At 46.6% G+C, this 24,253-nt stretch carries 22 protein-coding genes and 1 tRNA gene; 16 read left to right on the forward strand and 7 right to left on the reverse strand.

What is annotated here, in order from left to right; translation table 11 throughout:
- Positions 1-99 precede the first annotated feature (99 nt).
- On the forward strand, positions 100-399 hold the full coding sequence (locus ZMOB_RS04055) for a DUF1330 domain-containing protein (protein ID WP_014500708.1): 300 nt from the start codon (positions 100-102) through the stop codon (positions 397-399).
- Between the two features lie 79 nt (positions 400-478).
- Positions 479-1,240 (forward strand): GIN domain-containing protein, encoded by a 762-nt coding sequence (locus ZMOB_RS04060; protein WP_011240170.1) that lies wholly within the window; start codon positions 479-481, stop codon positions 1,238-1,240.
- A gap of 8 nt (positions 1,241-1,248) precedes the next feature.
- On the opposite strand, the gene metW is transcribed toward ZMOB_RS04060, so the two are convergent.
- Together metW and metX are read right to left on the reverse strand one after the other, a co-directional pair.
- Positions 1,249-1,896 (reverse strand): methionine biosynthesis protein MetW, encoded by a 648-nt coding sequence (gene metW / locus ZMOB_RS04065; RefSeq protein ID WP_014500709.1) that lies wholly within the window; start codon positions 1,894-1,896, stop codon positions 1,249-1,251.
- Positions 1,896-3,017 (reverse strand): homoserine O-acetyltransferase MetX, encoded by a 1,122-nt coding sequence (gene metX / locus ZMOB_RS04070; RefSeq protein ID WP_014500710.1) that lies wholly within the window; start codon positions 3,015-3,017, stop codon positions 1,896-1,898. Before metX ends, metW begins: the two co-directional genes overlap by 1 nt.
- A 378-nt stretch (positions 3,018-3,395) precedes the next feature.
- Between metX and ZMOB_RS04075 the strand changes: the two genes are divergently transcribed.
- The 6 genes from ZMOB_RS04075 (at position 3,396) to ZMOB_RS04100 (ending at position 11,056) form a co-directional block, all read left to right on the forward strand.
- Entirely contained in the window at positions 3,396-4,145 is a 750-nt protein-coding gene (locus ZMOB_RS04075) for an SDR family NAD(P)-dependent oxidoreductase (RefSeq protein WP_014500711.1), read from the forward strand.
- Positions 4,146-4,160: 15 nt separating this feature from the next.
- Positions 4,161-6,926: a DNA polymerase I gene (polA, locus tag ZMOB_RS04080; RefSeq protein ID WP_014500712.1), complete on the forward strand. Its 2,766-nt coding sequence runs from the start codon at positions 4,161-4,163 to the stop codon at positions 6,924-6,926.
- Entirely contained in the window at positions 6,923-8,470 is a 1,548-nt protein-coding gene (locus tag ZMOB_RS04085; RefSeq protein WP_014500713.1) for a lipopolysaccharide biosynthesis protein, read from the forward strand. Before polA ends, ZMOB_RS04085 begins: the two co-directional genes overlap by 4 nt.
- Positions 8,471-8,474: 4 nt before the next feature.
- The gene (locus ZMOB_RS04090; protein WP_014500714.1) at positions 8,475-9,500 is read left to right on the forward strand and encodes a FecCD family ABC transporter permease; all 1,026 of its coding nucleotides are present in this window, start codon (positions 8,475-8,477) and stop codon (positions 9,498-9,500) included.
- Entirely contained in the window at positions 9,497-10,282 is a 786-nt protein-coding gene (locus ZMOB_RS04095; RefSeq protein WP_014500715.1) for an ABC transporter ATP-binding protein, read from the forward strand. Before ZMOB_RS04090 ends, ZMOB_RS04095 begins: the two co-directional genes overlap by 4 nt.
- A 225-nt stretch (positions 10,283-10,507) precedes the next feature.
- Positions 10,508-11,056 (forward strand): hypothetical protein, encoded by a 549-nt coding sequence (locus ZMOB_RS04100; RefSeq protein WP_011240178.1) that lies wholly within the window; start codon positions 10,508-10,510, stop codon positions 11,054-11,056.
- Between the two features lie 116 nt (positions 11,057-11,172).
- Here the strand turns inward: ZMOB_RS04100 and rlmB are convergent, their stop codons facing one another.
- Positions 11,173-11,922: a 23S rRNA (guanosine(2251)-2'-O)-methyltransferase RlmB gene (rlmB, locus tag ZMOB_RS04105; protein ID WP_014500716.1), complete on the reverse strand. Its 750-nt coding sequence runs from the start codon at positions 11,920-11,922 to the stop codon at positions 11,173-11,175.
- Positions 11,923-12,158: 236 nt separating this feature from the next.
- On the opposite strand from rlmB, the gene ZMOB_RS04110 reads away from it, so the two are divergent.
- Positions 12,159-12,245: transfer RNA gene (locus ZMOB_RS04110), tRNA-Tyr, on the forward strand.
- A 245-nt stretch (positions 12,246-12,490) separates the two neighbouring features.
- Here the strand turns inward: ZMOB_RS04110 and ZMOB_RS04115 are convergent.
- Both ZMOB_RS04115 and ZMOB_RS04120 read right to left on the reverse strand, forming a co-directional pair.
- Positions 12,491-12,877, reverse strand: coding sequence for a nuclear transport factor 2 family protein (locus ZMOB_RS04115; RefSeq protein ID WP_011240180.1), 387 nt, complete (start codon positions 12,875-12,877; stop codon positions 12,491-12,493).
- A gap of 92 nt (positions 12,878-12,969) precedes the next feature.
- Complete coding sequence (locus ZMOB_RS04120) at positions 12,970-14,544, reverse strand: Do family serine endopeptidase (protein WP_011240181.1); 1,575 nt, start codon at positions 14,542-14,544, stop codon at positions 12,970-12,972.
- Positions 14,545-15,080: 536 nt separating this feature from the next.
- On the opposite strand from ZMOB_RS04120, the gene ZMOB_RS04125 reads away from it, so the two are divergent.
- The 6 genes from ZMOB_RS04125 to ZMOB_RS04155 all read left to right on the forward strand — a co-directional run bounded on the left by ZMOB_RS04125 (position 15,081) and on the right by ZMOB_RS04155 (position 21,368).
- Complete coding sequence (locus tag ZMOB_RS04125) at positions 15,081-16,109, forward strand: Mrp/NBP35 family ATP-binding protein (RefSeq protein WP_014500717.1); 1,029 nt, start codon at positions 15,081-15,083, stop codon at positions 16,107-16,109.
- 433 nt (positions 16,110-16,542) lie between these two features.
- Complete coding sequence (locus ZMOB_RS04135) at positions 16,543-17,097, forward strand: F0F1 ATP synthase subunit delta (RefSeq protein ID WP_011240183.1); 555 nt, start codon at positions 16,543-16,545, stop codon at positions 17,095-17,097.
- 2 nt (positions 17,098-17,099) lie between these two features.
- Positions 17,100-18,629 (forward strand): F0F1 ATP synthase subunit alpha, encoded by a 1,530-nt coding sequence (gene atpA, locus ZMOB_RS04140; RefSeq protein ID WP_011240184.1) that lies wholly within the window; start codon positions 17,100-17,102, stop codon positions 18,627-18,629.
- Positions 18,630-18,662: 33 nt separating this feature from the next.
- Complete coding sequence (locus tag ZMOB_RS04145; protein WP_011240185.1) at positions 18,663-19,559, forward strand: F0F1 ATP synthase subunit gamma; 897 nt, start codon at positions 18,663-18,665, stop codon at positions 19,557-19,559.
- 28 nt (positions 19,560-19,587) lie between these two features.
- A complete protein-coding gene (gene atpD, locus ZMOB_RS04150; protein WP_014500718.1) occupies positions 19,588-21,042 on the forward strand; it encodes a F0F1 ATP synthase subunit beta in 1,455 nt (484 codons plus the stop codon).
- 59 nt (positions 21,043-21,101) lie between these two features.
- Positions 21,102-21,368, forward strand: a complete 267-nt coding sequence (locus tag ZMOB_RS04155; protein ID WP_011240187.1) for an ATP synthase F1 subunit epsilon — start codon at positions 21,102-21,104, stop codon at positions 21,366-21,368.
- Between the two features lie 399 nt (positions 21,369-21,767).
- Here the strand turns inward: ZMOB_RS04155 and ZMOB_RS04160 are convergent, their stop codons facing one another.
- Positions 21,768-22,604 carry a TorF family putative porin gene (locus tag ZMOB_RS04160; protein WP_014500719.1) on the reverse strand — a complete coding sequence of 279 codons (837 nt, stop codon included), beginning with the start codon at positions 22,602-22,604 and terminating at the stop codon, positions 21,768-21,770.
- Positions 22,605-22,865: 261 nt separating this feature from the next.
- Positions 22,866-23,141 (reverse strand): HU family DNA-binding protein, encoded by a 276-nt coding sequence (locus ZMOB_RS04165; protein WP_011240189.1) that lies wholly within the window; start codon positions 23,139-23,141, stop codon positions 22,866-22,868.
- A gap of 534 nt (positions 23,142-23,675) precedes the next feature.
- Between ZMOB_RS04165 and hslV the strand changes: the two genes are divergently transcribed.
- Positions 23,676-24,230, forward strand: a complete 555-nt coding sequence (hslV, locus tag ZMOB_RS04170) for an ATP-dependent protease subunit HslV (protein WP_011240190.1) — start codon at positions 23,676-23,678, stop codon at positions 24,228-24,230.
- The last annotated feature ends 23 nt before the right edge of the window (positions 24,231-24,253 follow it).

A 24,253-nucleotide genomic window follows, 5' to 3' on the forward strand; every position in this document is an offset into this window, starting at 1 on the left:
TTATAAAGCCCAATCTTATAAAGAATTAGGGTGTTTTTGTCGTTACCATTATTTAAAATTTCTTCCAAAAGCGGAATATATTAAACCGAGAGGCGCGTTATGTCTGCCTACGTTATTTCTGATACCAATCCCAAAGATCCTGACGCATGGAAAATCTATATTGGATTAGCGGCTACCGCTATCAAGCAATATGGTGGTCGCTATTTATCTCGAGGGAACGAAATTGATGTCATTGAAGGGGAATGGACTCCCCGTGCGATTGTGGTCATTGAATTTCCAGATATGGCGACAGCAAAAACATGGTATGCTTCCCCAGAATATGCAAAAGCCTTGGTCTATCGAGATAAAGCACTGAAACGTAATTTGATTTTTATTGATGGTTATAAAGGCGAAAATTGAGATAAAAACCTTGTTGAATTATGATATGAATTAACATAATTAAATATTATATTATTTTTTTATAATTTTAGAGCAGATTGTGCGTGATCGTTACAAGATAGGATGCTGTCTTCTTTTTATTATAGCGGCTTTTGCTGTGATAACGGTAAAGGTTTGGCCTTCCTTTTCAGGAAGAATTGACCAATCCTATCATTTTCAACCTTTCGACACGCTTTATTTAGCGGGTATTGATGATGCAGAAATCATTCTGGGTGATGATTATTCTGTTAATCTTCAAGTCGCGCCAAAGGCTGTGAAGTCTTTGGATATCGAGTTCAAAAATAATAGCTTGAATATTCTATATAAGAAAAATTGGCTAAACTATCTCGATTTTCACAAATCACCTGTCAAAATTCGGATTACACTGCCTGTTTTGAAAGAATGTGTTTCTTCTGGCGCTGGCTTTGTCTCGATCGAGGGCGAAGTCAGAAATCCTTTGACCGTTATTTTAAATGGCTCGGGGAAAATAAATGTTTCCAGTGCTATTCGTGATAATTTGACGGCTATTTTAAACGGGTCAGGCGCGATCTCTTTTTCAGATATTCATGCTGACAAAGTCGTATCTGATATTATGGGTTCTGGTCAGATTACTTTTGCCGGAGATTCACGATCTGCTACACTTCGTCTTATGGGATCTGGCAAGATGGATGTCAGCAAATTCCAGTCGCAGACTGTTAATCTATCTTTGATGGGCTCCGGCGATATTGAAGTAAAGCCGGACGCGGATATGAGCCGTTGGAAGATTTCCAAAATGGGAAGTGGTAATATCCGGCAGCAAAAGGCTATACCCCTAAAAGGATAGCCTTGCCGTTAGCGATGTAACAGAAAAAGAGCGCTTTCTGCACGCCAATTGGCTGCGGTGGCGGAAATTTGCCTGTTATGAGAGAAAAACCAGCTTTCTTTTACTTGGTAGTGATGCTGTGCCGTGAAGTCATAGAAATCTTCAATAGTCAGCATATGAATGTTATCAGTTTCATACCATGAAATAGGCAGATTGGGGGTTACTGGCATCCGTCCCCTTAGCATTAAAGCCATGCGCACTTTCCAATAAGCGAAATTCGGGAAAGAGATAAAAGCATAGCGTCCGATGCGTAAAAGCTGGTTCAAAACCTGATGTGGGGCGCGTGTCGTCTGCAATGTCTGGCTTAGGATAACAAAATCAAAAGCCTGATCAGGGTAATTGATCAGATCTGTGTCGGCATCACCCTGTATAACCGATAATCCTCGCGACACCGCATGGCCGACATTAACGGGATTGATTTCGATGCCACGGGCATCAATATTTTTGCTCTTTTTTAAAGAAGCGATCAGCGTACCATCGCCGCAGCCAATATCCAGCACCCGACTTTCAGGGATGATATGATTGGAGATAATAGCAAAGTCAGGCCGCTCCGGTTGCATTGACAGAGACAATTTTACCGAAGGGTCTTCCAGAATTTGAGGATCTTTCAGAGACATTATGCGCGGTCACCTTCTAAAAAGCCATGAACCGTTCGGTGAAGGTCTGGCGCATCCAACAAGAAAGAGTCGTGGCCGTTCGGGTTAGATAGCTCCATAAAGCTGACGGCGGCCCCTGCCGCATTAAGGGCATGGACGATAACCCGCGATTCTGAGGTGGGGTATAGCCAATCACTATCGAAGCTGATGACGCAAAAGCGGCTTTTGGTGCCTCTGAACGCATTGGCCAATTTCCCACCATGCTCCTCTGCAAGATCGAAATAGTCGGTCGCTCGAGTGATGTAGAGATAGGAATTGGCATCAAAGCGTTCAACAAAACGGATGCCTTGATGTCTAAGATAGCTTTCAATCTGAAAATCGGCATCAAAACCGAAGCTCTTTTCCTGTCGCGATTGTAAGCGCCGTCCGAAACGGGCGGTGAGACCGGATTCGGACAAATAGGTAATATGTGCGGCCATACGGGCAACCGCCAGACCGGCAACCGGTGGGTCTTTTTCTTCGTAATAGTTACCTTGGCGCCATTTCGGATCCGCCATGATAGCTTGCCGACCGACTTCATGAAAAGCGATATTTTGTGCTGAGTGACGGGCTGTTGACGCAATAATAACGACTGATTTTACCCGATCGGGATAGGTCGATGCCCATTCCAAAGCTTGCATTCCGCCCATTGAACCGCCGATCACGGCCTTTAATTGCCGGATGCCGAGATAATCGAGTAATTTAGCCTGCGCCCGCACCATATCCCGAATAGTAATCACCGGAAAATTCATCGCATAAGGTGTTTCTGTTCCGGGCATAAAGCTGGAAGGCCCCGTTGACCCCAGACAAGAGCCGAGAACATTGGAACAAATAATGCAATAGCGTTCGGGGTCGATGGGTTTGCCTTTGCCAATCATCCGCGACCACCAGCCCGGTTTGCCAGTAATCGGGTGGTCGGATGCCGCAAATTGGTCAGCCGTTAACGGGTGGCAGATAAGGATCGCATTGGAAGCATCTGCATTGAGGTGGCCATAGGTTTCATAAGCAATTTCAATTCCGGTGAGTAGGCTGCCCCCATCAAGAGCCAGTTCTCCCGGTAAAGTAATATGCCGTTTAAGGCCAAAGCGTCTGTCGTTATTCATTATCTATTGTCGATTGGCGGTTACAGCAGGGCTTGTCAACGCAGGATTGGGATTATCGGCAGGAAGCCGAGGGTGATCTTTCTATTTTGTATAATATTGCGTCGTTTTTGTAACCATAAAGTCAGCATGATGAATAAATTCTGTTTTGGAATCGCCTGTTATGGATATTCGCTGCAATCTGTAATAACGCTTTTCAATAGAGCAAAGGCAGAAGCTTTTATGCCCTATCAGGCAATGGACAAAGCTGGACTCTATTTTTAGAGAAATCCTTGGCCTTGTGTTTTGAATATTCTCAGCTCAGCGCTGAGAGGGATGGGGCGTGGTTATTTTGAGCCATCATTTTGTCGGAATCTGCGCTTTGGAAGTAAGGAGTATTATATGTCCAAGACCGCTTTAATTACGGGAGCAACGGCAGGTTTCGGCGCAGCGACAGCACGGCTTTTCGTGCGTCATGGCTGGAAAGTGGTGGCAACAGGTCGCAGGCGTGACCGTTTAGACGAATTGGTTCGTGAGCTGGGTGAAGAAAATCTTTTTCCGGCGGTTTTTGATATTAGAGATGAAAACGCCATGAAGGAGGCGCTGGCTTCTCTGCCTTCCGAATTTTCTGAAATGGATTTGTTAATCAATAATGCCGGTCTTGCCCTTGGCACCAAGCCTGCGCCTGATATTCAATTGGATGATTGGCGTATCATGATCGATACCAATGTCACTGCCTTGGCCGTTATTACCCAGCATTTATTGCCTAAGCTGATCGAACGTCAGGGTATGATTATCAATTTGAGTTCGGTTGCTGCTCATTGGCCTTATCCCGGCGGGAATTGCTATGGTGGGACAAAAGCCTTTGTCCGTCAATTTTCTTATGGTTTACGCTGTGATTTGCATGGCACCGGTGTTCGTGTAACGTCTATTGAACCCGGTCTTTGCGAGAGTGAGTTTACTTTGGTGCGAACCAAAGGTGATCAGAAAGCCTATGATGAAACCTATAAGGGGGCAAAAGCTCTACAGCCGGAGGATATCGCCGAAACCCTGTTCTGGGTCGCCAGTCAGCCTGCCCATATTAATATGAATTCGATTGAGCTGATGCCAGTCAGTCAAACATGGAATCCATTCCGAATTTATCGCGGTTAATTATTAAGGTCTTTTGTGACAGAATATTCTGATAAGCCCCATCTTATTCTGATTGATGGATCGGGTTATATTTTTCGTGCCTATCATCGTCTCCCCCCGTTAACGAACAAGGCTGGACTGCCTGCGGGAGCGGTTTATGGTTTTACCACCATGCTTTGGAAGCTGGTGGAAAATATCCGCAAGCAGGATGATGCCCCGACCCATTTCGCGGTTATTTTTGATTCAAGCCGCAAAAGTTTTAGACAGGATTTATATCCGGCCTATAAAGCCCATCGGCCGCCGCCGCCGGAAGATTTGGTGCCGCAATTCCCGCTTATCAGAGAAGCGACCCGCGCCTTTTCTGTGCCTTCTATCGAGCAGGAAGGTTTGGAAGCCGACGATATTATCGCCTGTTATTCACGAGTTGCCTTAGAACGCGGATTTCAGGTGACGGTCTATTCTTCGGATAAAGATCTGATGCAGTTGATTCAGCCGCGATTAAATCTTTTTGATCCGGTGAATAATTGCCTGATCGGTTCGGAACAGGTCGTTAAAAAATTTGGTGTTGTGCCTGAAAAATTGGGCGATCTTCTCGCCTTGATGGGGGATACCGCCGATAATATACCTGGTGTTCCCGGTGTGGGCCCGAAAACCGCCAGTCGCCTTATCAATGAATATGGTAATCTGAGCGAGATTTTGGAATCAGCACCGGAAATCAAGCAGCCGAAATTAAGACAAAATCTAATCGAATATAAAGAAACGGCTATTTTATCTCGTGAATTGGTAGCTTTGGTTGATGATAAGCCTTTACCCGAACCACTGGATAATCTGGTGGTGAAGGGGGTTGATATGACTCCTTTGCGGGATTTCTTGAGCGAGCAGGGCTTTTCTTCTTTATTAGCGAGAGCTGGGGGAGGGCAGAGCGCACCCGTTGCTGATGGCAGTAAAGAGATGGCCGCTTCTTCTTCGCAGAGTTTCGACCCTGATGCCTATGAAACCGTGATCGATGAAAAGGCTTTGGATCGCTGGATAGCAGATATCTATCAAAAAGGTCAGGTCGCGGTAGATACTGAAACTGACAATCTGGATGCAACCCAAGCGCAATTAGTGGGTGTCAGTTTGTCCACGGAGGCGGGGAAAGCCTGTTATATCCCTTGTGGGCATGGAGGCCATGATCTTCTTGACCAGAAGCCCGATCAAATGGATTTGTTGCTTCTTGTCAAAAAGTTAAAGCCGGTTTTGGAAGATCCCTCTATTCTGAAAATCGGTCAGAATATCAAATATGATATGATTGTTCTGTCCCGATACGGAATTTCGGTTCAGCCCTTCGATGATACCATGCTTTTGAGCTATGATCTTGATGCGGGTCGCCATGGCCATGGTATGGATGAACTGAGTCTTTTGTATTTTGACCACCAGCCCATCAGTTTTAAATCCGTATGTGGCACAGGAAAATCAGCGATAACCTTTAACCATGTGCCTATTCCGGCAGCGACGCGTTACGCCGCCGAAGATGCTGATATTACTTTTCGGTTGTGGGCATTATTAAAACCGCGCTTATCATCCGATGGTGCTACCCGAATTTACGAAGAGGTTGACCGTCCGTTACCGCCAGTGATTGCTCGGATGGAGCAGGCTGGCATTACGGTCGATAGCGTTGCTTTGCATCATCTGTCTTCCCGTTTTGCTCATGATATCAGTCGTCTCGAAGAAGAAATCTATGCCTTGGCAGGCTGCCGTTTCTTGATTTCTAGCCCTAAGCAGTTGGGTGAAGTGTTATTCGGGACGATGGGGCTTGCTGGTGGTAAAAAGAGCAAAAGCGGACAATATTCTACCAATGTTACGGAATTGGAACGATTAGCGGCCGAAGGTGAGGTGATTGCCTCCAAGATTTTGGAATGGCGGCAGCTTTCAAAGCTGAAAAGCACCTATAGTGATGCTTTGATTGGCAAGATCAATCCTGAAACGGGGCGTGTCCATACCAGCTTTAGTCTGGTTGGGGCGCAGACTGGCCGATTATCTTCTACTGATCCGAATTTGCAGAATATTCCTATCCGCACCGAAATTGGTCGGGAAATCAGAAATGCCTTTATCGCAAAAAAAGGGCATCTGTTATTATCGGCTGACTATTCGCAGATAGAGTTGAGATTGGCGGCGCATGTAGCCGACGAAAAAGCCTTATTACAAGCCTTTCAGGAGAAAGAAGATATTCACGCTTTGACAGCCAAACAGTTATTTGGTCATGTTGATCGTGAAAGTCGGGCGCGTGCCAAGACCATCAATTTTGCTATTCTCTATGGTATTTCGGCTTGGGGGCTGGCAGCGCGGCTGGAAATAGACCGTTTTTCAGCGCAGGAAATGATAGACCGCTATTTTGAGCGTTTTCCTGCTATTCGTCACTATATTGATCGGACATTGGATTTTGTCCGTTTGCATGGCTATGTTGAAACGCCTTTTGGTCGTAAGACTCATTTGCCTGCGATAAAAAGCCGTAAAGTGACAGAAAGGCAAGCCGCTGAAAGACAGGCGATCAATGCGCCTATTCAAGGCATGTCTGCCGATATTATCAAGCGAGCCATGGTGCGAATGGAGCCTGCCTTAGCAAAAGTCGGACTTTCTTCGGTGAAAATGCTTTTACAGGTTCATGATGAACTGATTTTTGAAGTCCCCGAAGAAGATATTGAAAAAGCGAAACCTGTTATTCGTCAGGTGATGATGGAGGCGGCTTTACCGATTGTTCAGTTGTCGGTTGATCTGGAAGTCGAAATCGGCACGGGGACAAGTTGGGGTGCCGCACATTGACAACCCTAAATAAAGAAGAAGCTGAAGCTAAAGATATTGCTATCTTGGCAAAGGGTGGGCGCACCAATGTTTTTGGCTTTCTGTTACGCTTGGCAGCCCGTATCCCCTTTCTTTTTATTGCGGGGCGTATCTATGGTGCCGATGCACTTGGCCGTTTTGCCTATGCTATTTTGGTAACAGAATTTACTGCCCAACTGGCAACATTAGGGTTGACCCGAGGGCTGGCCGAGAAATTGGCGCGCACGAAAAAAGACGAAAATCACGTCGTCGGGGATGCGTTATTGCTATCCTTGATAACCGCTTCGATCGGGGCGGTGATTTTGTCTTTCCTACCTATCCTGATGTTTCGGGGCGCGCCTGTCAGCTTTGCTGACCATTGGTTATTCCCTTGGGTCGTGGTGCCTTTAGTCTGGGCTGATATTGCCTTGGCGGCCTTGGCTTTTTATGGCGATATTGCGGCTAGCGTGAAAGCGCAGGCGATTATCGAGCCTTGGGTGTTGTCTATTTCATCGGTGATTTTTATCTGGATAGCGCCGCATGAAGGTTTGTTATTATCCTATGTTGCCTCGGCAGTCGCGGCTTTGGCTGCATCGCTTTATCCTCTGTTAAAGCGTTTCGGTTGGCCGCATGGTTGGCGTCCCCATATTCCGACCTTATTTTCTCTGGCAAGGCGCAATATTCCCTTGGCCGCTGCTGATGCGATTGAATGGAGTTCGAGGCGGCTTGATATCGTTTTATTGGGGCTGTTTTTCTCTTCTTCAGTCGTCGGGGTCTATTATGTTGCCCAACAGGTCGCCTCTTTGGTGCAAAAGCTGAAAACCAGTTTCGATCCGATTTTGGGCCCTGTAATTACCCGTAGTCTGGAGGCTGGTGATAAAGCGGCGGTTGCCAATCAGGTGCGTCAGGTCGGATTTTGGATTATTGCAGCGCAGACCGGCGTTACCCTTGCTTTGGGTTTGACCAGTCATGGTGTCATGGGGTTAGTGGGCCCTCGCTTTGCTGGTGGTGATGGGGCATTATGCTTTTTGTTGGTTGCAGAAGTGGTAGCCGCAACCGCAGTCATTTCAGAAGCTGCCCTGATTTATATTGCCCCCAAAACCAATATGGCTATTTCGATTGCGATGCTGTCTTTGCAGGCTGCCCTTTCAATTCCGTTGATTTCTGTTTTGCATAAGCATCTGGGACATAATCCTTTACCGTCAGACTTGGCGGCTGCTGCGGGCCCAGCACTTGCCTTGGCGATATCGCTTGGCACTGGCTCCATTTTGAAATCATGCTTGTTACGCCGCCTTTTGAAAGCGCCAGTTTCTCCTTGGAAATGGGCCTTGCTTCCGGCAGTGATTGGGGCAGGGGCTGTGGGAATGGTAGCGCGGCAATTCCCTGAATGGCTGGAACTGTCTTTGGGCGTTATTATGATCTTGGTCAGCTATTCTTCTATTATCTGGTATTTAGGATTTTCGGCTGAAGACCGGATGCTGTTTAAACGCCAGAAAATGCCCGATTTAGCTGAACCCGTGATGAAAGCAGATGAGGAAGAGGCTTGACCGGATGCGCTTTCTTTCTGGTCTATCTTCTTTTTATAAAGCGCACCGGCTGCTGATAAATTTGTCGATTTGTTTGCCGCCGATGGCCCTGTTGTCTTTATCAATAGGGTCAACCCATATCGGTGTTATGGCTTTATGGCAGGCGGTGGCGGGAGTCGGTGACCCAACATCACGATTGATTTTAGGATTGTTACGTTTACCCCGCCTTTGTGTTGGTTTAGCTGTCGGCGCTATTTTGGGGATGGCGGGCGCGGTTAATCAGGGGTATTTGCGGAATCCTTTGGCTGACCCTTCTTTATTAGGTACCTCTAATGCCGCTGCTTTGGGGGCTGTTTTAGCTTTCTATTTTGGGTTTTCTGCCCGCTTTCCTATTTGTTTACCTCTTTTTGCCTTTATCGGTGCTTTGGCTGGGTTATTGCCTTTATTATGGTTTGTCCGCCGCCATAATGACCCACAAAGCCTTATCCTAGGGGGCGTAGCGATCGCAGCTTTTTCGGGAGCCTGTATTAGTCTTGCTTTGAATTTATCGCCCAATCCCTTTGCCGCTATGGAAATTATGACATGGTTGATGGGGGCTATTACAGATCGAAGTTGGAACCATGTCTGGCTTCTTATTGCGCCGTTTTTTCTGTCTTTATTTTTGTTTAGGCGCACGGCACCCGCCCTTGATGCGTTGATCTTAGGGGATGACGTTGCTGCCAGTTTGGGATTTGATCTTGCTCGATTACGTTGGTTGATTATGGCCGCTTTGGCGATAGGGGTCGGGGGTGCTGTTGCGGTCAGCGGCGCAATCGGTTTTGTCGGCTTGATTGTGCCGCATATTCTCCGCCCCTTTACTCGTCAGTTGCCTTCTGAATTGTTATGGCCTTCTGCTATTGGGGGCGCTTTATTAGTGACCTTGGCTGATATCCTTGTTCGTCTGTTACCGACACAGAATGAATTGCAACTGGGGGTCGTGACCGCTTTTATCGGAGTACCTATTTTTTTCCGGCAGGCCATAAAAGGCGTGGGAGCGATGAAAAGCCTATGATACATCTGGCTGCCGGCAATATTCTGTTTAAAACGGGTAGCCATCAGGCTGCCATCACCCTCCGTGGCAGTTGTTCCTTTGAGGGGGGTATTCTGACCGGAATGATTGGTGCCAATGGCGCAGGTAAAACCACCTTTTTAAAAATATTGGCTGGCTTGCAATCTCCGGAAAGAGGGCAGGTTATTTTAAATGACCGTCGCCTTGCTGATTTGTCGCCGCAGCAAAAAGCAGAGGCGATTGCCTATTTGCCCCAAGATCGCCGGATCCAATGGCCCGTGAAAGCATGCGATCTGATTGCGCTTGGTCGTTTACGCTATGGGCGGTCGTTAAACCGATTAAATCAGCAAGATAGCCATGCCATCGCCCATGCTGTTGAAACAACAAAAACGGGTGATTTACTTGATCGTTCTATGGATTCACTTTCTGGCGGTGAGCAGGCGCGTATCTTGTTAGCGCGGGCTTTAGCGGTTGATGCACCTATTTTATTAGCAGATGAGCCTTTGGCTGCCCTTGATCCCGGTTATGCCATGCAGATTATGGAAGTGTTATCACAAGAAGCCCAAAAGGGACGGATTGTTGTTGTTGCCTTGCATGATTTGACCTTGGCAGCGCGCTATTGTGATCGGCTTCTTTTATGGCATCGGGGTGAAATCGTTGCTGACGGTAAACCCGAAACAGTTTTGACCCAAGAGTGGCTAGAGCAATGTTATCATATAAAAGCGATCAGCCAGAATTATAGGGGGCATTGGTTAGTCACCCCTTATGATCGGGTGGATTCCTGAAATTAATTTTGGAGTTTACCTTAATTATATAAATTATCTTTAATCACAGCTTGTTTAATGCCGAAAAAATGTCCACTCTTATAAAAGGTAACAGGACAATTAAGTCAGTTATCGGCCTTTGATTATCTTAATTGGGGTGAAGATAGCAAAAGATTGCCGTTACATTCTTGCCGACTTGTTTCGGAGAGAAAAACGCTTCAGCACCAACGGGAGGGAGGACGTATCATGAATTCCCCGAAGAAACCAGCTAATGGTGCCATGGCTCTGGTGGAAATGAAAGAGTTTGCGACCTTTCCGGCTGCAACTCAACGCTATATTCGTCGTTCATTGGATATTGGTCTGAAACGCCATGACGTTTTAGAACGGTGGTCGCGGGATGTTATCGAAGCGGCCAGTATTCGGGCGCAGACTCAAGTGTATCATCATTTGGATACGGTTCGTCATCACTTGCCGGATGACAATGGTTTGGAATCTTTGCAGCATTTCATGACGCCGCTGATTATTATGTCGGCTTTTGATTTGGGGCAGGATCGTCTGAACAGTTTCTCAGCCTATCGTTTTCTTTACGAAAGGCTGATTGGGGCGGCTGTGCGTCCTTGGTTACCATCAGCGTTTTGTGCATCGGCTGCTTTGCCGCATCTTCATCCTGAAAAGCGTCGTGCGCTTTTGCAGTCGATTAGTGAGGCTGCCGTGACGGCACCCGGATGGTCGAACCGTCCGCCTTGCTTTATTCCCGAATGGGTTGAAAAGGTGCAGCAGCATCTACCGAATTAGTGTTTTTGATATTTTGAGGAAAGCCTCCGAATGACACGGCGGCTTTTTTGTTTTTGAGTGTAATTTTAAAGAAATGGAAAGGCAGCCTCCTTTTGGAAAGAATGCTGCCCTTGTGATTAGTCTTGGCTATTGAGCTTTTCCGCTGCCGCATAAAGGGCGACAGCCACCGCATTCGAAACGTTCAGGCTCTCGATTTTAGAGCTGATCGGCAATTTCGCCAATTCATCGCAATGCGCTTCAGTATTCTGCCGCAAGCCTTCGCCTTCTGCTCCTAAGACTAACGCGGTTTTTCCGCTGCCTAAGGTTTGGGATAAGGTGGCTTCTGAATGACCCGTCAAACCAATACGCCAATAACCGGCTTCTGCAATTTCATCTAAAGCCCGCGCCAGATTGGTCACTCTGACCCAAGGAACGACTTCCAAAGCACCACTGGCTGCCCGTGCTAAAGCGCCGGATTCTGGCGGTGCATGGCGATCTTGTGTAATGATGCCGAGGGCATCAAAGGCCGCCGCCGAGCGTAGAATAGCCCCGACATTATGGGGATCTGTCACTTGATCGAGAACTAGAAGCGGGCGTTTATCTGTTTCTGGCAAATCCAAAAGGTCAGCCAGCCAGATATCAGGAAGAGGATCAACCTCGATAACAATGCCTTGATGCGGGGCATCATTAGGAACAAAACGACCCAGATCGGCAACGTCAGAAAGAGTGACCGGAATAGATTTATCAATATTATAGGGTGCCAAGGCTTCCCTTGTAGCCCATATCCGCCGGATATGGCGTTCTGGATTGTTGAGAGCCGCTTCAACCGCATGGCGTCCCCAAAAACGAGGATGAGAGGGGGAGGCCTTATTCCGGCTTCGAGCCATAAATTTATTCCTTAATGCAAGTCTTGGGTTATCTTAGGCGATATTATCACTTTCGAGATAAATGCCTATTTGAAAGCCGTCATATCGTTTCAGTTTACAGGATGTAAAATAGACAATCGTGATTTTGGGCACTTTTTTTCAGATAAATGAATAAAAAATAATTATTTTTCAAATATCAGCTTGACAAATGGTGATATTTTCGCCATTCAACCCCCTCAAATAAATTGCCTCCTTGTGGACAGGTGGCCGAGTGGTTAAAGGCAGCAGACTGTAAATCTGCCGGGCTTCGCCCTACAATGGTTCGAATCCATTCCTGTCCACCATCATTTACCCTTCCTTTGGTAAATGATTAGGCCAATTTATCTCTTATTCTAATCCTTAAAATTTCTAATAAAGTCTGGCCTAAACGGTCTAGATTGCTAGCTTAGTCGTGCAACTATCCTGAGCCTGTTTTTGGATATTTTTATTTACCGATACCCCTAGAGGATAAGAGTATCCTTAGTTGTTAGGCTTTTTATTCAGTAGCTGTCTTTTCGAAGTTATATTGGGCTTTGAATTTGAAGTGCGCTTAGTCTTTATAAGCCGATTGCAAAGCGGCGGTATCTTCGAAGATTTTGTAGGAGATAATAAGATTATTTTCTATTTTGCACACCAGCGCCCATTCCGATTTGAATAATTTACCTGTCTTTTTGACTCTATGCTGCATGTAGCCATAGCCAAAAACATAATTTTCAGAGTCTGACCATTCGAAGCATTTGAAGTCTTCGGTATCGAATAATCCTGATAGAATAGATAAAAATTTTATGACACCTTCATGGCCGTTATAGCGGCCATAGATTGGGACATCGCTGGGGCCTTGGGCTTCGAAGACAGCATTTTCATGAACAAATTGCAATGCGCCTTGTATATCGCCTTTAAAAACATGGCTGAAGAATTTTTGAACAGGATTGCTCATGATGTTTCCTTTGTCCCGTTATAGAAAAAATCTTATCGAATAAAAAAGACCCGCCTTTCTTGGAAGAAAAACGGGTCTCTTTATTAAAGATATTATTTGTTTTTAGTCGGAGACATCAGCTTCAGTCCGGTGAAGAGCGGCGGATTATTACCACGCTGAACCAGAACAAGCACAGTATTGCGACCGGCGGCCTTTGTTGCATTGATAGCGGCGACCGCATCCCCGATACTGGTTACCGGATGTTCATTCATAGACAGAATGACATCGCCACGGCGCAGACCTTTTTCTGCGGCATCGCTGGATTGATCGACATTCGATATCCAGAGGCCATGCGAATTCTGCGGAATGTTTAACCGGTTCGCTACTTCAGGAGTGACAGGCTCTAAGGTGATACCCAGTGCTGTCCGTGCTGAATTGCGAGGGGTATTCTGGTTGCTGTCATCGTCGCTATCATCGTTATCTGGCACACCATTTGAAGCCAGTTGATCTTCTGGCGGGCGTTCTGCCAGAACCGCATAAAGCGTCATATGTTTGCCATTGCGGATAACTTCAATCGGAACTTTCGCACCGACGGGCTGGCTAGCCACCAGATAGCTAAGGGTATTATCTGGTGTAACGTCAATATTATTGACCTTAACCAGAACATCACCCTGACGAATACCGGCTTTAAATCCGGGGCCGCCGGGTTCTACCCGAACTACGATTTCACCGTGATCTTTGGGTAAGCCTAGACCGGCTGCGATATCATCTGTCAGCACCTGTATGGCAATGCCCAGATAGCCATGACGGACTTTCTTGCCAGACCGCAATGTATCAATCACAGGTTTGGCGATTTCTGCCGGAATCGCGAAACCAATACCGATATTGCCACCACTTGGCGCCCAAATCGCCGTGTTAATACCGATAACATTCCCGTTTACATCAAACATTGGCCCGCCGGAGTTGCCCTGATTGATGGCCGCATCCGTCTGGATGTAACGGTTATAAGGCCCTGAACCAACGCCACGATGCATAGCGGACACGATACCAGCGGTAACCGAGCCCCCAAAGCCAAAGGGATTACCGATCGCCAACACCCAATCGCCTACGCGGGTTCTGGTCGAATCCCCGAATTGGACGAAGGGAAGGGGTTTTGCTGATTCAATTTTGAGCAAAGCCAGATCTGATGCGGAATCCCGCCCGACAACACGGGCTTTATATTCGCCATGATCCGGTAAAGTAACCGTGATGGATTCGACAACAGCACTGGCCGTGCCTGATCCTTGCTTGTCTGGATCGCCTGCCGAAATAACATGGTTATTGGTCACAACAAAACCATCCGGTGAGACGATGAAGCCGGAACCTAGTGACTGGGCTTCCCTTGTTATAGGGCGTCCGGTGTCTCCGCCGCCAAGTCCCCCGAACAGATCTGCGAAAGGGGTGCCAGCAAAAGGATTAGCGGGCGTTTGGATTTTTACCCTTTGTGTTGTCGAAATATTGACAACGGCTGGCTGTAATTTTTCAACAAGATCTGCAAAGCCGGGTATGGTTCCATTCTTTGAAACCGGTGCATGGATTGTTCCTGGCGCATTTTGGGCGACCTGTGCATCTACCGGCTGCTGGGTGACCATGGTGGCAGTGGCGCCGCCGATAAGTAAGGCGGCAGTAACGGCATAGGCGTAGCGCACTTTGGCAGACCTCCTGATTTTTTTCGGGGGTGTCACTGTCACTCCTTCGTTTAATTCATCATCGTTTTTGTTGGGTATGCTGGTCACGACTTAAATATTTTAAGCCATAGCATCCTTAAGATAGAGCTAAATATAGCATCCGATTAGCTGTTTTAATATAAGCGATGTTTATGAAAGCTCTAGTCAGAATAGGAAAATAATAGCTGAACCTTTTTTGAATGATATTTCAGATATTGGTCACTTTTTCCCAGAATTTTACAATTATTATAGAAAATAAAATCCCCTCTTCTTTAAAGAGATGCCATAGGGTAATTAAGATAATGACCAAACATTGAAATTTTAAGACATCTATATCAGAGTGCAATAGGATTAAAAAAGATCTTGGGATTATTGCGGTTATTCCCTTTAAAAGAGCAGGATTTAGAATATATCATTCGCCTGAATTTATGATGTTTGTGATATTTTCGGCAAGATTTTCTGAATTATCCAAGCTGAATCCAGATATATTCCTCTTTGTTTTCATTTCAGGTTGATTGATGGCTGACCAAGACCGCAATGCCGCTTCTGAAGAAGCCTATCTTTTTGATAAAATACGTTCTGTGTCTGACCCTGTTTCTGGCCAGAGTCTGATTGAGTCTAAACGGCTTATGGCTGCCGAATTAAAAGAGTCTAATGCCCGTTTTGTTATTCGAGCTAATGGTCTGACAGCAGAGCAGCGCGCCCTTCTTGAAAAACAAATATCCGATTTGTTGCAAGCAGATCCTTCTGTTGCCAAGACATATTTTACCTTTGTCTTAAGCAAGCCAAAACCGAAGATTATCGCGGTTGCAAGCGGCAAGGGCGGCGTCGGAAAGTCTACCTTGTCGGCGGCATTGGCTTTATTGTTGAAGCAAAAGGGACGGCGTGTTGGCTTGGTTGATGCTGATATTTATGGCCCGTCACAGGCGCTACTCATGGGCGCCAAACAACAATCTGTTGCGGCTGTCGGTGATCAGTTACGCCCAGTTGTAACCGCAGACGGGATCGCCATGCTTTCTATGGGGCAGATTGCTGATCCTAATCAGGCTATTGCTTGGCGGGGTCCTAAAATTGCAGGCGCATTTAATCAGTTAATGGCGGCGGACTGGAGTGAATGTGATGTTTTGATCGTGGATTTGCCCCCCGGAACCGGTGATATTCAGCTTTCCATGGTGAGAGAACATAAGCCGGATGGCGTTCTGATTATCTCGACCCCTCAAGATATGGCATTGATTGACGCTAAAAGAGCGGTCGATCTGTTCCGAAAAACTGAAACCCCAATTATTGGCCTGATTGAAAATATGGCCGGTTATCAATGCCCTCATTGTGGTGAAATATCCGATCCTTTTGGTGCCGGAGGCGCTGAATTAGCGGCGGCAGATATGGGAATCGATTTTTGGGGATATATTCCCTTGGGTCTGAATATCCGTTTGGCAGCTGATTCCGGCCATCTCGGAGACTGTCTGAAAGACTCGGCAGAAGGCGCTGCTGCGGCCTTTTCTAAGATAGCAGAAAGACTCGGTGTCTGGGTTGATCAACAAGGGTAATAATTACGCTTTTCAAGGCTGAGACAAAATAACAGCGCTTTCCTTTAGAAAAAAATGCGCTCTCTTGTTTTTATCGGAAGTTTTTCGGGATTTTCTTGAAAAGTCTCTGATAATAGCCACTATTTTGGCAGAAGAGGTCTGAAACCTCTTTTGCCATTTTTGTTTTTTTATGCTTTATTTTATCGATTTTTTTGAATTTTCGATTTGTGCTAATCGGTTAGCGCCACCTTGCATCCCATCCGCCCCCCTGCTAATTAAACTGCGGATCATAACTGGTGAAAATGATTGAAAAGCCTTCGGGTTTCCATCTTTTATTCTCGCCGGTTTTGTATGCCTATGCGGCATATCCAGTGTGGCCCTATGTGCGCCCCGGTTGTTTCGAACCGGGACGGAATACAGGGTGAGGCATCTATAATCTGGGGACGGCAGGCGCATGGAAATATCCGGCAGCATTCAAGCAAGCCTTGGTGGCCGTTATGCCCTGGCACTTTTCGAGGTTGCACAGGAAAAAGGGCAGATCGACACGGTCGCTGCCAGTCTCGGCAAATTCGATGAAGCTTTTGCTCAAGCAAGAGAACTTCGTCTGCTTGCAAATAATCAAATCTTTTCCCGTAAACATGTTGAAAAAGCTATCGCGGCACTGGTTCCTGTGCTGGCGATTGATGATTTAACGGCAAAATTTCTGAATCTGTTGGCTGCTAAGGGGCGGCTGGGCGCTTTTCCTGAAATTGCGAGCGCCTATCGCCAATATGTAGCTGACCTTCGTTCTGAAAAGGTGGCCGATGTTATTACGGCTCATCCTTTATCTGACGAACAAAAGTCGACGCTGACCGCTCGGCTTAAAGAACAGCTTAAGGCTGATGTGCAAATCAACGCAACGGTTGATCCTTCCATTCTTGGCGGGATGATTGTTCGTCTTGGTTCACGTCAGATTGACGGATCGATTCGGAGCAAGCTGCATATGCTTGCACAGGCGATGAAAGGGTGAATATGGAAATCCGCGCCGCAGAAATTTCAAAAGTCATCCGTGAACAGATCGAAGGCTTTGGTGCTGATGCCGAAGTCAGCGAAGTTGGTCGGGTGATTTCAGTGGGCGATGGTATCGCCCGCGTATATGGTCTCGATAAAGTCGAGGCCGGCGAAATGGTTACCTTCTCCAGTGGTGTTCAGGGGATGGCCCTCAACCTCGAGGCCGATAACGTCGGCGTCGTGATTTTTGGCTCCGATCTTGAAGTGGGTGAAGGCGATACGGTTCGCAGAACCGGTCAAATCGTTGACGTTCCGGTCGGACCGGAATTGTTAGGGCGCGTTGTTGATGCTCTGGGTAATCCGATCGACGGAAAAGGCCCCATCAACGCCAAATTACGGCGTCGTTCTGAAGAGATGGCTCCAGGTATCATCCCGCGTAAATCCGTTCACGAAGCCGTGCAGACGGGCATCAAAGCCCTTGACGCATTGGTTCCAGTTGGACGTGGTCAGCGTGAATTGATTATTGGTGACCGTCAGACCGGTAAAACCGCTATTGCTATTGACGCCTTTATTAACCAGAAACAGGTTAACAGCGGCAGCGACAATACCAAGAAGCTGTTTTGTATCTATGTTGCGATCGGGCAGAAACGTTCGACCGTTGCTCAGATTGTTCGTCAGCTCGAAGAAATGGGTGCCATGGAGTACTCAATCGTCGTAGCTGCTACGGCTTCTGAACCTGCTCCGCTTCAGTATCTGGTGCCGTATTCAGCCTGCTCTATGGGTGAATATTTCCGCGACAACAAACAGCACGCTTTGATCGTTTATGACGATCTTTCCAAGCAGGCTGTTGCTTATCGTCAGATGTCTTTGTTGCTGCGTCGTCCGCCAGGCCGTGAAGCTTATCCTGGTGACGTTTTCTATTTGCATTCGCGTTTGCTGGAACGCGCAGCAAAGATGAGCGACAAAATGGGTGCAGGTTCCTTGACCGCTTTGCCGATCATTGAAACTCAGGCCGGTGACGTTTCTGCCTATATTCCGACGAACGTGATTTCGATTACGGATGGTCAGATCTTCCTTGAAACCGATTTGTTCTATCAGGGTATTCGCCCTGCTATTAACGTCGGTCTTTCCGTGAGCCGTGTGGGTTCTGCTGCGCAGACCAAGGCCATGAAAAAAGTTGCTGGTTCTATCAAGTTGGAATTGGCTCAGTATCGCGAAATGGCGGCCTTTGCTCAGTTCGGTTCTGACCTTGATGCGTCTACCCAGAAGTTGCTCAATCGTGGTAAACGTTTGACTGAACTTCTGAAGCAGCCGCAGTTCCATCCGATGCCATTTGAAGAGCAAGTTGTTTCCCTTTTCGCGGGTACGAACGGCTATATCGATGGTATCGAAGTTTCGGATGTTAACCGCTATGAAGAAGCTATGCTGAGCTATATGCGCTCAAGCCATAACGACTTGCTGGCGACGATCCGTGAGACGGGCGACTTCTCTGACGAAACCAAGTCGAAGTTGACGGCTGCGCTTGATAACTTTGCCAAAATTTTCGCCTAATTCTGATGTGTCAATGACAGGAGTGGGGACACTATGCCCAGCCTGAAAAGTTTAAAAACGCGCGTCAGTTCGATTAAGTCGATCAGTAAGATCACTCGGGCTATGCAAATGGTGGCTTCTGCCAAGCTTCGGCGGGCAGAAAGTCGTCTTGCAGCAGCTCGTCCTTATGCAAAGCGAATGGCGCAAGTTATGTCGTTACTGGCTGCGAGAGCAGCCGGAACGCCTAATGCTTTGCCCTTGTTAAACGGGCGCGGCAAAGACCAGACGCATTTGTTGATTGTCACGTCTTCTGACGCCGGCTTATGCGGTGGTTTTAATTCCAATATTTACCGTCAGGCTCGGGATCGGGCTTTGGCGTTGGAAGCGGCGGGTAAAACCGTTCAATTCTATGTTATCGGTATTAAAAATGCGCCGGTAATTCGTAATAATTTCCCTGGCAAGACTATTCACGAAACTAAACGTGAAGAGACTTCGCCGGTTACTTTCGAAAATGCGCAGAAAATCGCTCAGGATTTAATCCAGCGTTTTAATGCGGGTGAATTTGACGTCGCCCATCTGTTCTTTTCGCATTATCACTCGGTGCTGTCACAAGTACCGACAGAAACGCAGATTATCCCTGCGGCACCTGAAGGTGATGATACGAAAAATCAGGCTGCAGCCAATGATGCTTCTTCTGGTGCGATTGAATTCGAACCTGATGAAGAAACCATTTTGTCGACATTGCTGCCCCGTAGCATCGCCGTTGCCATTTATCAGGCTATGCTTGAAAATGCGACGTCCGAGCAGGGTAGTCGTATGTCGGCCATGGAAAATTCCACCCGTAATGCCGGTGAAATGATTTCCAAACTGTCTATTCAGTATAACCGTTTGCGTCAGGCAGCGATTACGACTGAATTGGTCGAAATTATTTCGGGCGCAGAAGCGTTGTAATTAAAGAATTACTGGCAAGGAAAATATTATGGCTACTGCCTCTAGTAAAAAGAATATTGGCCGGATAAGCCAGGTCATTGGTCCGGTCGTCGACGTGCTTTTTGAAGAGAAACTTCCTCCTCTTCTTACGGCTCTTGAAACCAAAAACCAGGATGCTACGGTTGTTCTGGAAGTAGCTCAGCATTTGGGTGAAAATGTCGTTCGCACCATTTCTATGGATACGACCGACGGTTTGGTTCGTGGTCAGGAAGTCGTTGATACCGGTAGTGAAATCCGCGTCCCGGTTGGCCCTGAAACGCTCGGCCGTATCATGAACGTCGTTGGTCGTCCTGTTGATGAACGGGGTCCCATCGGCAGCAAACAGACCATGCCAATTCATGCTGATGCTCCGCCTTTCACGGAACAGAGCACGGATACAGCTATTCTGACGACGGGTATTAAGGTTATCGATCTTCTGGCCCCTTACTCCAAAGGTGGTAAGGTCGGATTGTTCGGTGGTGCCGGTGTTGGTAAGACCGTGTTGATTCAGGAACTGATCAACAATATCGCTAAAGGCCATGGTGGTTTCTCGGTGTTCGCCGGCGTTGGTGAGCGCACCCGTGAAGGTAACGATCTTTACCATGAATTCCTTGAAGCTGGCGTTATTGCCAGCGACAAAGATGGTAATGCGATTTCTGAAGGTTCCAAAGTGGCCTTGGTCTATGGCCAGATGAACGAACCGCCGGGAGCCCGTGCTCGTGTTGCTCTTTCTGGTCTGACGATGGCGGAATATTTCCGTGATCAAGAAGGTCAAGACGTGTTGTTCTTCGTGGATAACATCTTCCGCTTCACGCAGGCTGGTGCAGAGGTTTCCGCTCTGTTGGGTCGTATTCCTTCTGCCGTGGGTTATCAGCCAACTTTGGCTACTGACATGGGTCAGTTGCAGGAACGTATTACTTCTACCAAGAAGGGTTCCATTACCTCGGTTCAGGCCATCTATGTTCCGGCCGACGATTTGACCGATCCTGCACCTGCCGCCAGTTTTGCCCATTTGGATGCGACTACCGTGTTGAGCCGTGCGATCTCGGAAATGGGTATTTATCCCGCCGTCGATCCGCTTGACTCTTCCAGCCGTAACCTTGAACCACGCATCGTTGGTGATGAGCATTACCAGACGGCTCGTGATGTGCAGGAAATTTTGCAGCATTATAAAAACTTGCAGGATATCATTGCCATTTTGGGTATGGACGAATTGTCGGAAGACGATCGCAAGGTCGTTGGTCGTGCTCGTCGTATTCAGCGCTTCCTGTCACAGCCTTTCCATGTGGCTGAAGTCTTTACCGGCATGCCTGGTAAATTTGTTCAGGTTGAAGATACGGTTCGTTCCTTCCGTGAAATCATTGATGGTAAATATGATGATTTGCCTGAAAATGCTTTCTACATGGTCGGCTCTATCGATGAAGCTGTCGCTAAAGCTGAAAAAATGGCCGCAGAAGCAGCCTAGTTGCTGAAAAATAAAACCGCCTCTTTCTGTATAGAAAGGGGCGGAGATAGTGAGGAAGAATGGCTGAGCTTCATTATGAACTGGTAACACCTTCACGTCTTGCCCGTTCCGGCGATGCTTTTATGGTCGTTGTTCCCGGAACCGAGGGCGATCTTGGTGTTATGGCAGGTCATATGCCTACCATGACAGCTATCCGGGATGGCGAAGTGGCTATTTATAGCAGTGAACATCAGATCGAAACAAAGTTTCATATTTCTGGTGGCTTTGCTGAAATCAACGAAAAAGGGCTGATTATCCTTGCAGAAGAAGCCAAAGAAGAAAACTAATTCTATTAGCTGTCTTCTTTTCAGCCTAAATAAAAACAGATTGAGCGACTTTCGACCTATTCGATAGTCGCTCTTTGTGTTTTTACTCAATATCGTATATTTTTTTAAGTATAAAAAATTTTCCATAGAAAAAATTAGTCTTACTTACTTGATTTTTTCTAAAAAAATTTATTCTTTAAATTCTTGTTACTATAGTAACAATAATCATTTTTATTGAGATAATTTTTAATTTATTTTTAATGTAATAAGATCAACATTTAAATAATAGAATTTGGTTATTTTGGCTACTGCTGTGAAAATTCTACAGTCGCCAGCTGTTAGGTGATTTTTAGACCGATGATTTAATCATTGGATTTTAGAGACTTGACTACCCTAAAACGGCTTTTGAATAAAAAGATTTTAAAGAAGTAGGGTCAAAGAAAAGATAGCGGCGCTTCCTGCTATAGATCCATTGCGCCCTAAACCTTTATCTGTAGATGACCACATAGATTTGAATTTTTTGTTATCAATATTGGTATCAGACCACCAGACACCGACCTTCACATGCTTTACAAAAGTATAGTCTGCACCGATCTTCCAATCCCAATAGCCTCCTGTTGGGGATAGACTGGCAAAGTTAGGCCCAAAACCAGCATCTCCGCTTGTATGCCCGATATGGCCATGTAAGGCAGCGGCTGTGCGTGGAATAGCAAAATCGGTTTCACCATAGGCGTAGACATTGCTGTGATCGCCATGTTTGGAAAGAGAAACCGGATCATAACGTCCTAAGGCATGTTGGGGTGGGGCTACATTAAAGCCAAGTTTTCCTGTGAAAGGCCCGACAAGAGCGCTGGCGCTTCCGTAAATTTCAAAATAGTTGTTTTTTGTTCCGCCACCTCCGGCGGGGTAGATATAGCCAATTGCGCCACCGTCCATTGTAAATGCGCCGAGTGTATGGCGATAACCACCAAACACATCGATCTCCATTTTGCTGTCACCCATTTTCCCCCAGCCCGCCAAATTAGAGCTCCATGCTCCAACATAAAAACCGCTTTTATGGGCTACGGTAACAGTGCCTTGTACGGCTGGATGATTATTGCTGCGTGATAGACCTCGGAAACGATAATCCGAAAAAAGGCTGAGGCTGCCTGAAACAGTAAAAGAAGAAGAGGGCGGATCTGTAATGCCCGCATTGGCCGGTGAAAAGGCCGTGTTACAAGCCATTAGAAAACAGGAAGAAAAAAGCAGATTCCGCATTAATAAATTTTCCGGATTGAAGGAAGAATAATCAAGCAATGCCGGCGAATATAACGGTAAACAGAGAGATGTCCTAAAAATAATATCTCTAGTGGTTCGGATTATCGAAATTTTTGTGTAAAAATGGAAGTCTAGTCGGACCTTTACCGCTGGGTCTTACACAGAAAAGATTTTGGTAGGAAGAAGATAATATTGGATTTTGAGTGGCAAAAATTGGCGCAGTAGCCTGCTACCGCGCCAATTGGTCGTGTCTTCAGGAAATTAGGCGTTCAAACGATCTTTAACAGCCTTGGCTGAAGTAAAGGTCAGACGATTTGAAGCCGGAATTTCGATTTCCTGTAAGGTTGCCGGATTGTGGCCTTTACGGGCAGCACTATGCTTTACCTTGAATTTGCCGAAGCCGTTCAGGGCAATTTCTTCTCCAGCGACAGCAGCGTCAACAATGGTAGAAAAAACGGCATCTACAAGCTTCTTGGCATCCGTTTTGGTGAGGCCCTGACCGGAGGCAATCCGGTCAACCAGATCGTTGCTGTTCATGTCGTGATCCTATGGCATTAATAAATAGAAAAATTTTTAAGATTCATTCCTGTCAGAAATGAATCCCGGCGGTGGTCGCTACATTAAGAAAGATGGGAGCCTTGTCTATAATCTTAATTCCGGCATCCTGTCCTTCCTTTGAGCAACTAGACGAGCGGGGATCGCAGCGTCTTAAGCTGGTGACTCTTATATTCCCTGACAAAAATGGCAATATTGCCCAAAGCGCTTATTCGCCAGATGCTGCAAGAAAAAATGAATTTTTCCTCCGAATTTAACAATTTTCTCATGTTTTTATCGGAAAGCGTGATTTTTAAGCCATTTTTTCGATTTATAGGCCGATAGGCTGATTCTATGATTTTGAGAAGAAAAGTAGGAAATATTCTGCTTTTAGCGCTTCATTGAGAGCGGAATCTCCATAGGAATGAGCGTGTCTTGAGATTGTTAATCTCTCTTAACTGGGCGCTCAGCGATTGCGATTTATTATTATCTCCCCATATTGTTTTCTAAAAGTTTAAGTCTTCAAGGGATTGGGTGATGAGTGAAGATAAAATAGGCTGGCATGGCACAACGATCCTTTCTGTCAGACGGAATGGACGTGTTGTCATTGCTGGTGATGGTCAGGTTTCGATGGGCAATACGGTGATGAAGCCGAATGCCCGAAAAGTACGCCGCTTGGGAGATGGCTCTGTTATTGGCGGCTTTGCTGGCGCCACGGCGGATGCTTTTACATTATTCGAGCGACTTGAAGCCAAGCTGGAACGTCATAATGGGCAGCTTTTACGGGCTGCTGTTGAATTGGCTAAAGACTGGCGCACCGATAAATATCTACGGAATCTTGAAGCTTTAATGATTGTGGCTGATGATCAGGTGACATTGGTATTAACAGGCAATGGGGATGTCTTAGAACCTGTTGGCGGTATTGCTGCTATTGGGTCTGGAGGTAACTTTGCATTGTCTGCCGCGCGGGCTCTTGTTGATTACGAAGAAGATGCCGAAGTCATTGCTCGTAAGGCTCTGGCGGTCGCTGCCGATATCTGTGTCTTCACCAATGATCAGGTGACCATTGAGACGCTTGAAAGTCGAGTTTAATTCTTCTTGCTGGAAAAAGATTG

It is taken from the genome of Zymomonas mobilis subsp. mobilis ATCC 10988 (assembly GCF_000175255.2).
Lineage (GTDB): Bacteria > Pseudomonadota > Alphaproteobacteria > Sphingomonadales > Sphingomonadaceae > Zymomonas > Zymomonas mobilis.

Bases quoted from the DNA above. Each gene is read 5' to 3' on its own strand.
- ZMOB_RS04055 (WP_014500708.1), top strand. From the start codon at position 100: ATGTCTGCCTACGTTATTTCTGATACCAATCCCAAAGATCCTGACGCA.
- metW (WP_014500709.1), bottom strand. From the start codon at position 1,896: ATGTCTCTGAAAGATCCTCAAATTCTGGAAGACCCTTCGGTAAAATTG.
- metX (WP_014500710.1), bottom strand. From the start codon at position 3,017: ATGAATAACGACAGACGCTTTGGCCTTAAACGGCATATTACTTTACCG.
- ZMOB_RS04075 (WP_014500711.1), top strand. From the start codon at position 3,396: ATGTCCAAGACCGCTTTAATTACGGGAGCAACGGCAGGTTTCGGCGCA.
- ZMOB_RS04090 (WP_014500714.1), top strand. From the start codon at position 8,475: ATGCGCTTTCTTTCTGGTCTATCTTCTTTTTATAAAGCGCACCGGCTG.
- ZMOB_RS04095 (WP_014500715.1), top strand. From the start codon at position 9,497: ATGATACATCTGGCTGCCGGCAATATTCTGTTTAAAACGGGTAGCCAT.
- ZMOB_RS04100 (WP_011240178.1), top strand. From the start codon at position 10,508: ATGAATTCCCCGAAGAAACCAGCTAATGGTGCCATGGCTCTGGTGGAA.
- rlmB (WP_014500716.1), bottom strand. From the start codon at position 11,922: ATGGCTCGAAGCCGGAATAAGGCCTCCCCCTCTCATCCTCGTTTTTGG.
- ZMOB_RS04115 (WP_011240180.1), bottom strand. From the start codon at position 12,877: ATGAGCAATCCTGTTCAAAAATTCTTCAGCCATGTTTTTAAAGGCGAT.
- ZMOB_RS04125 (WP_014500717.1), top strand. From the start codon at position 15,081: ATGGCTGACCAAGACCGCAATGCCGCTTCTGAAGAAGCCTATCTTTTT.
- ZMOB_RS04135 (WP_011240183.1), top strand. From the start codon at position 16,543: ATGGAAATATCCGGCAGCATTCAAGCAAGCCTTGGTGGCCGTTATGCC.
- atpA (WP_011240184.1), top strand. From the start codon at position 17,100: ATGGAAATCCGCGCCGCAGAAATTTCAAAAGTCATCCGTGAACAGATC.
- ZMOB_RS04145 (WP_011240185.1), top strand. From the start codon at position 18,663: ATGCCCAGCCTGAAAAGTTTAAAAACGCGCGTCAGTTCGATTAAGTCG.
- atpD (WP_014500718.1), top strand. From the start codon at position 19,588: ATGGCTACTGCCTCTAGTAAAAAGAATATTGGCCGGATAAGCCAGGTC.
- ZMOB_RS04155 (WP_011240187.1), top strand. From the start codon at position 21,102: ATGGCTGAGCTTCATTATGAACTGGTAACACCTTCACGTCTTGCCCGT.
- ZMOB_RS04160 (WP_014500719.1), bottom strand. From the start codon at position 22,604: ATGCGGAATCTGCTTTTTTCTTCCTGTTTTCTAATGGCTTGTAACACG.
- ZMOB_RS04165 (WP_011240189.1), bottom strand. From the start codon at position 23,141: ATGAACAGCAACGATCTGGTTGACCGGATTGCCTCCGGTCAGGGCCTC.
- hslV (WP_011240190.1), top strand. From the start codon at position 23,676: ATGAGTGAAGATAAAATAGGCTGGCATGGCACAACGATCCTTTCTGTC.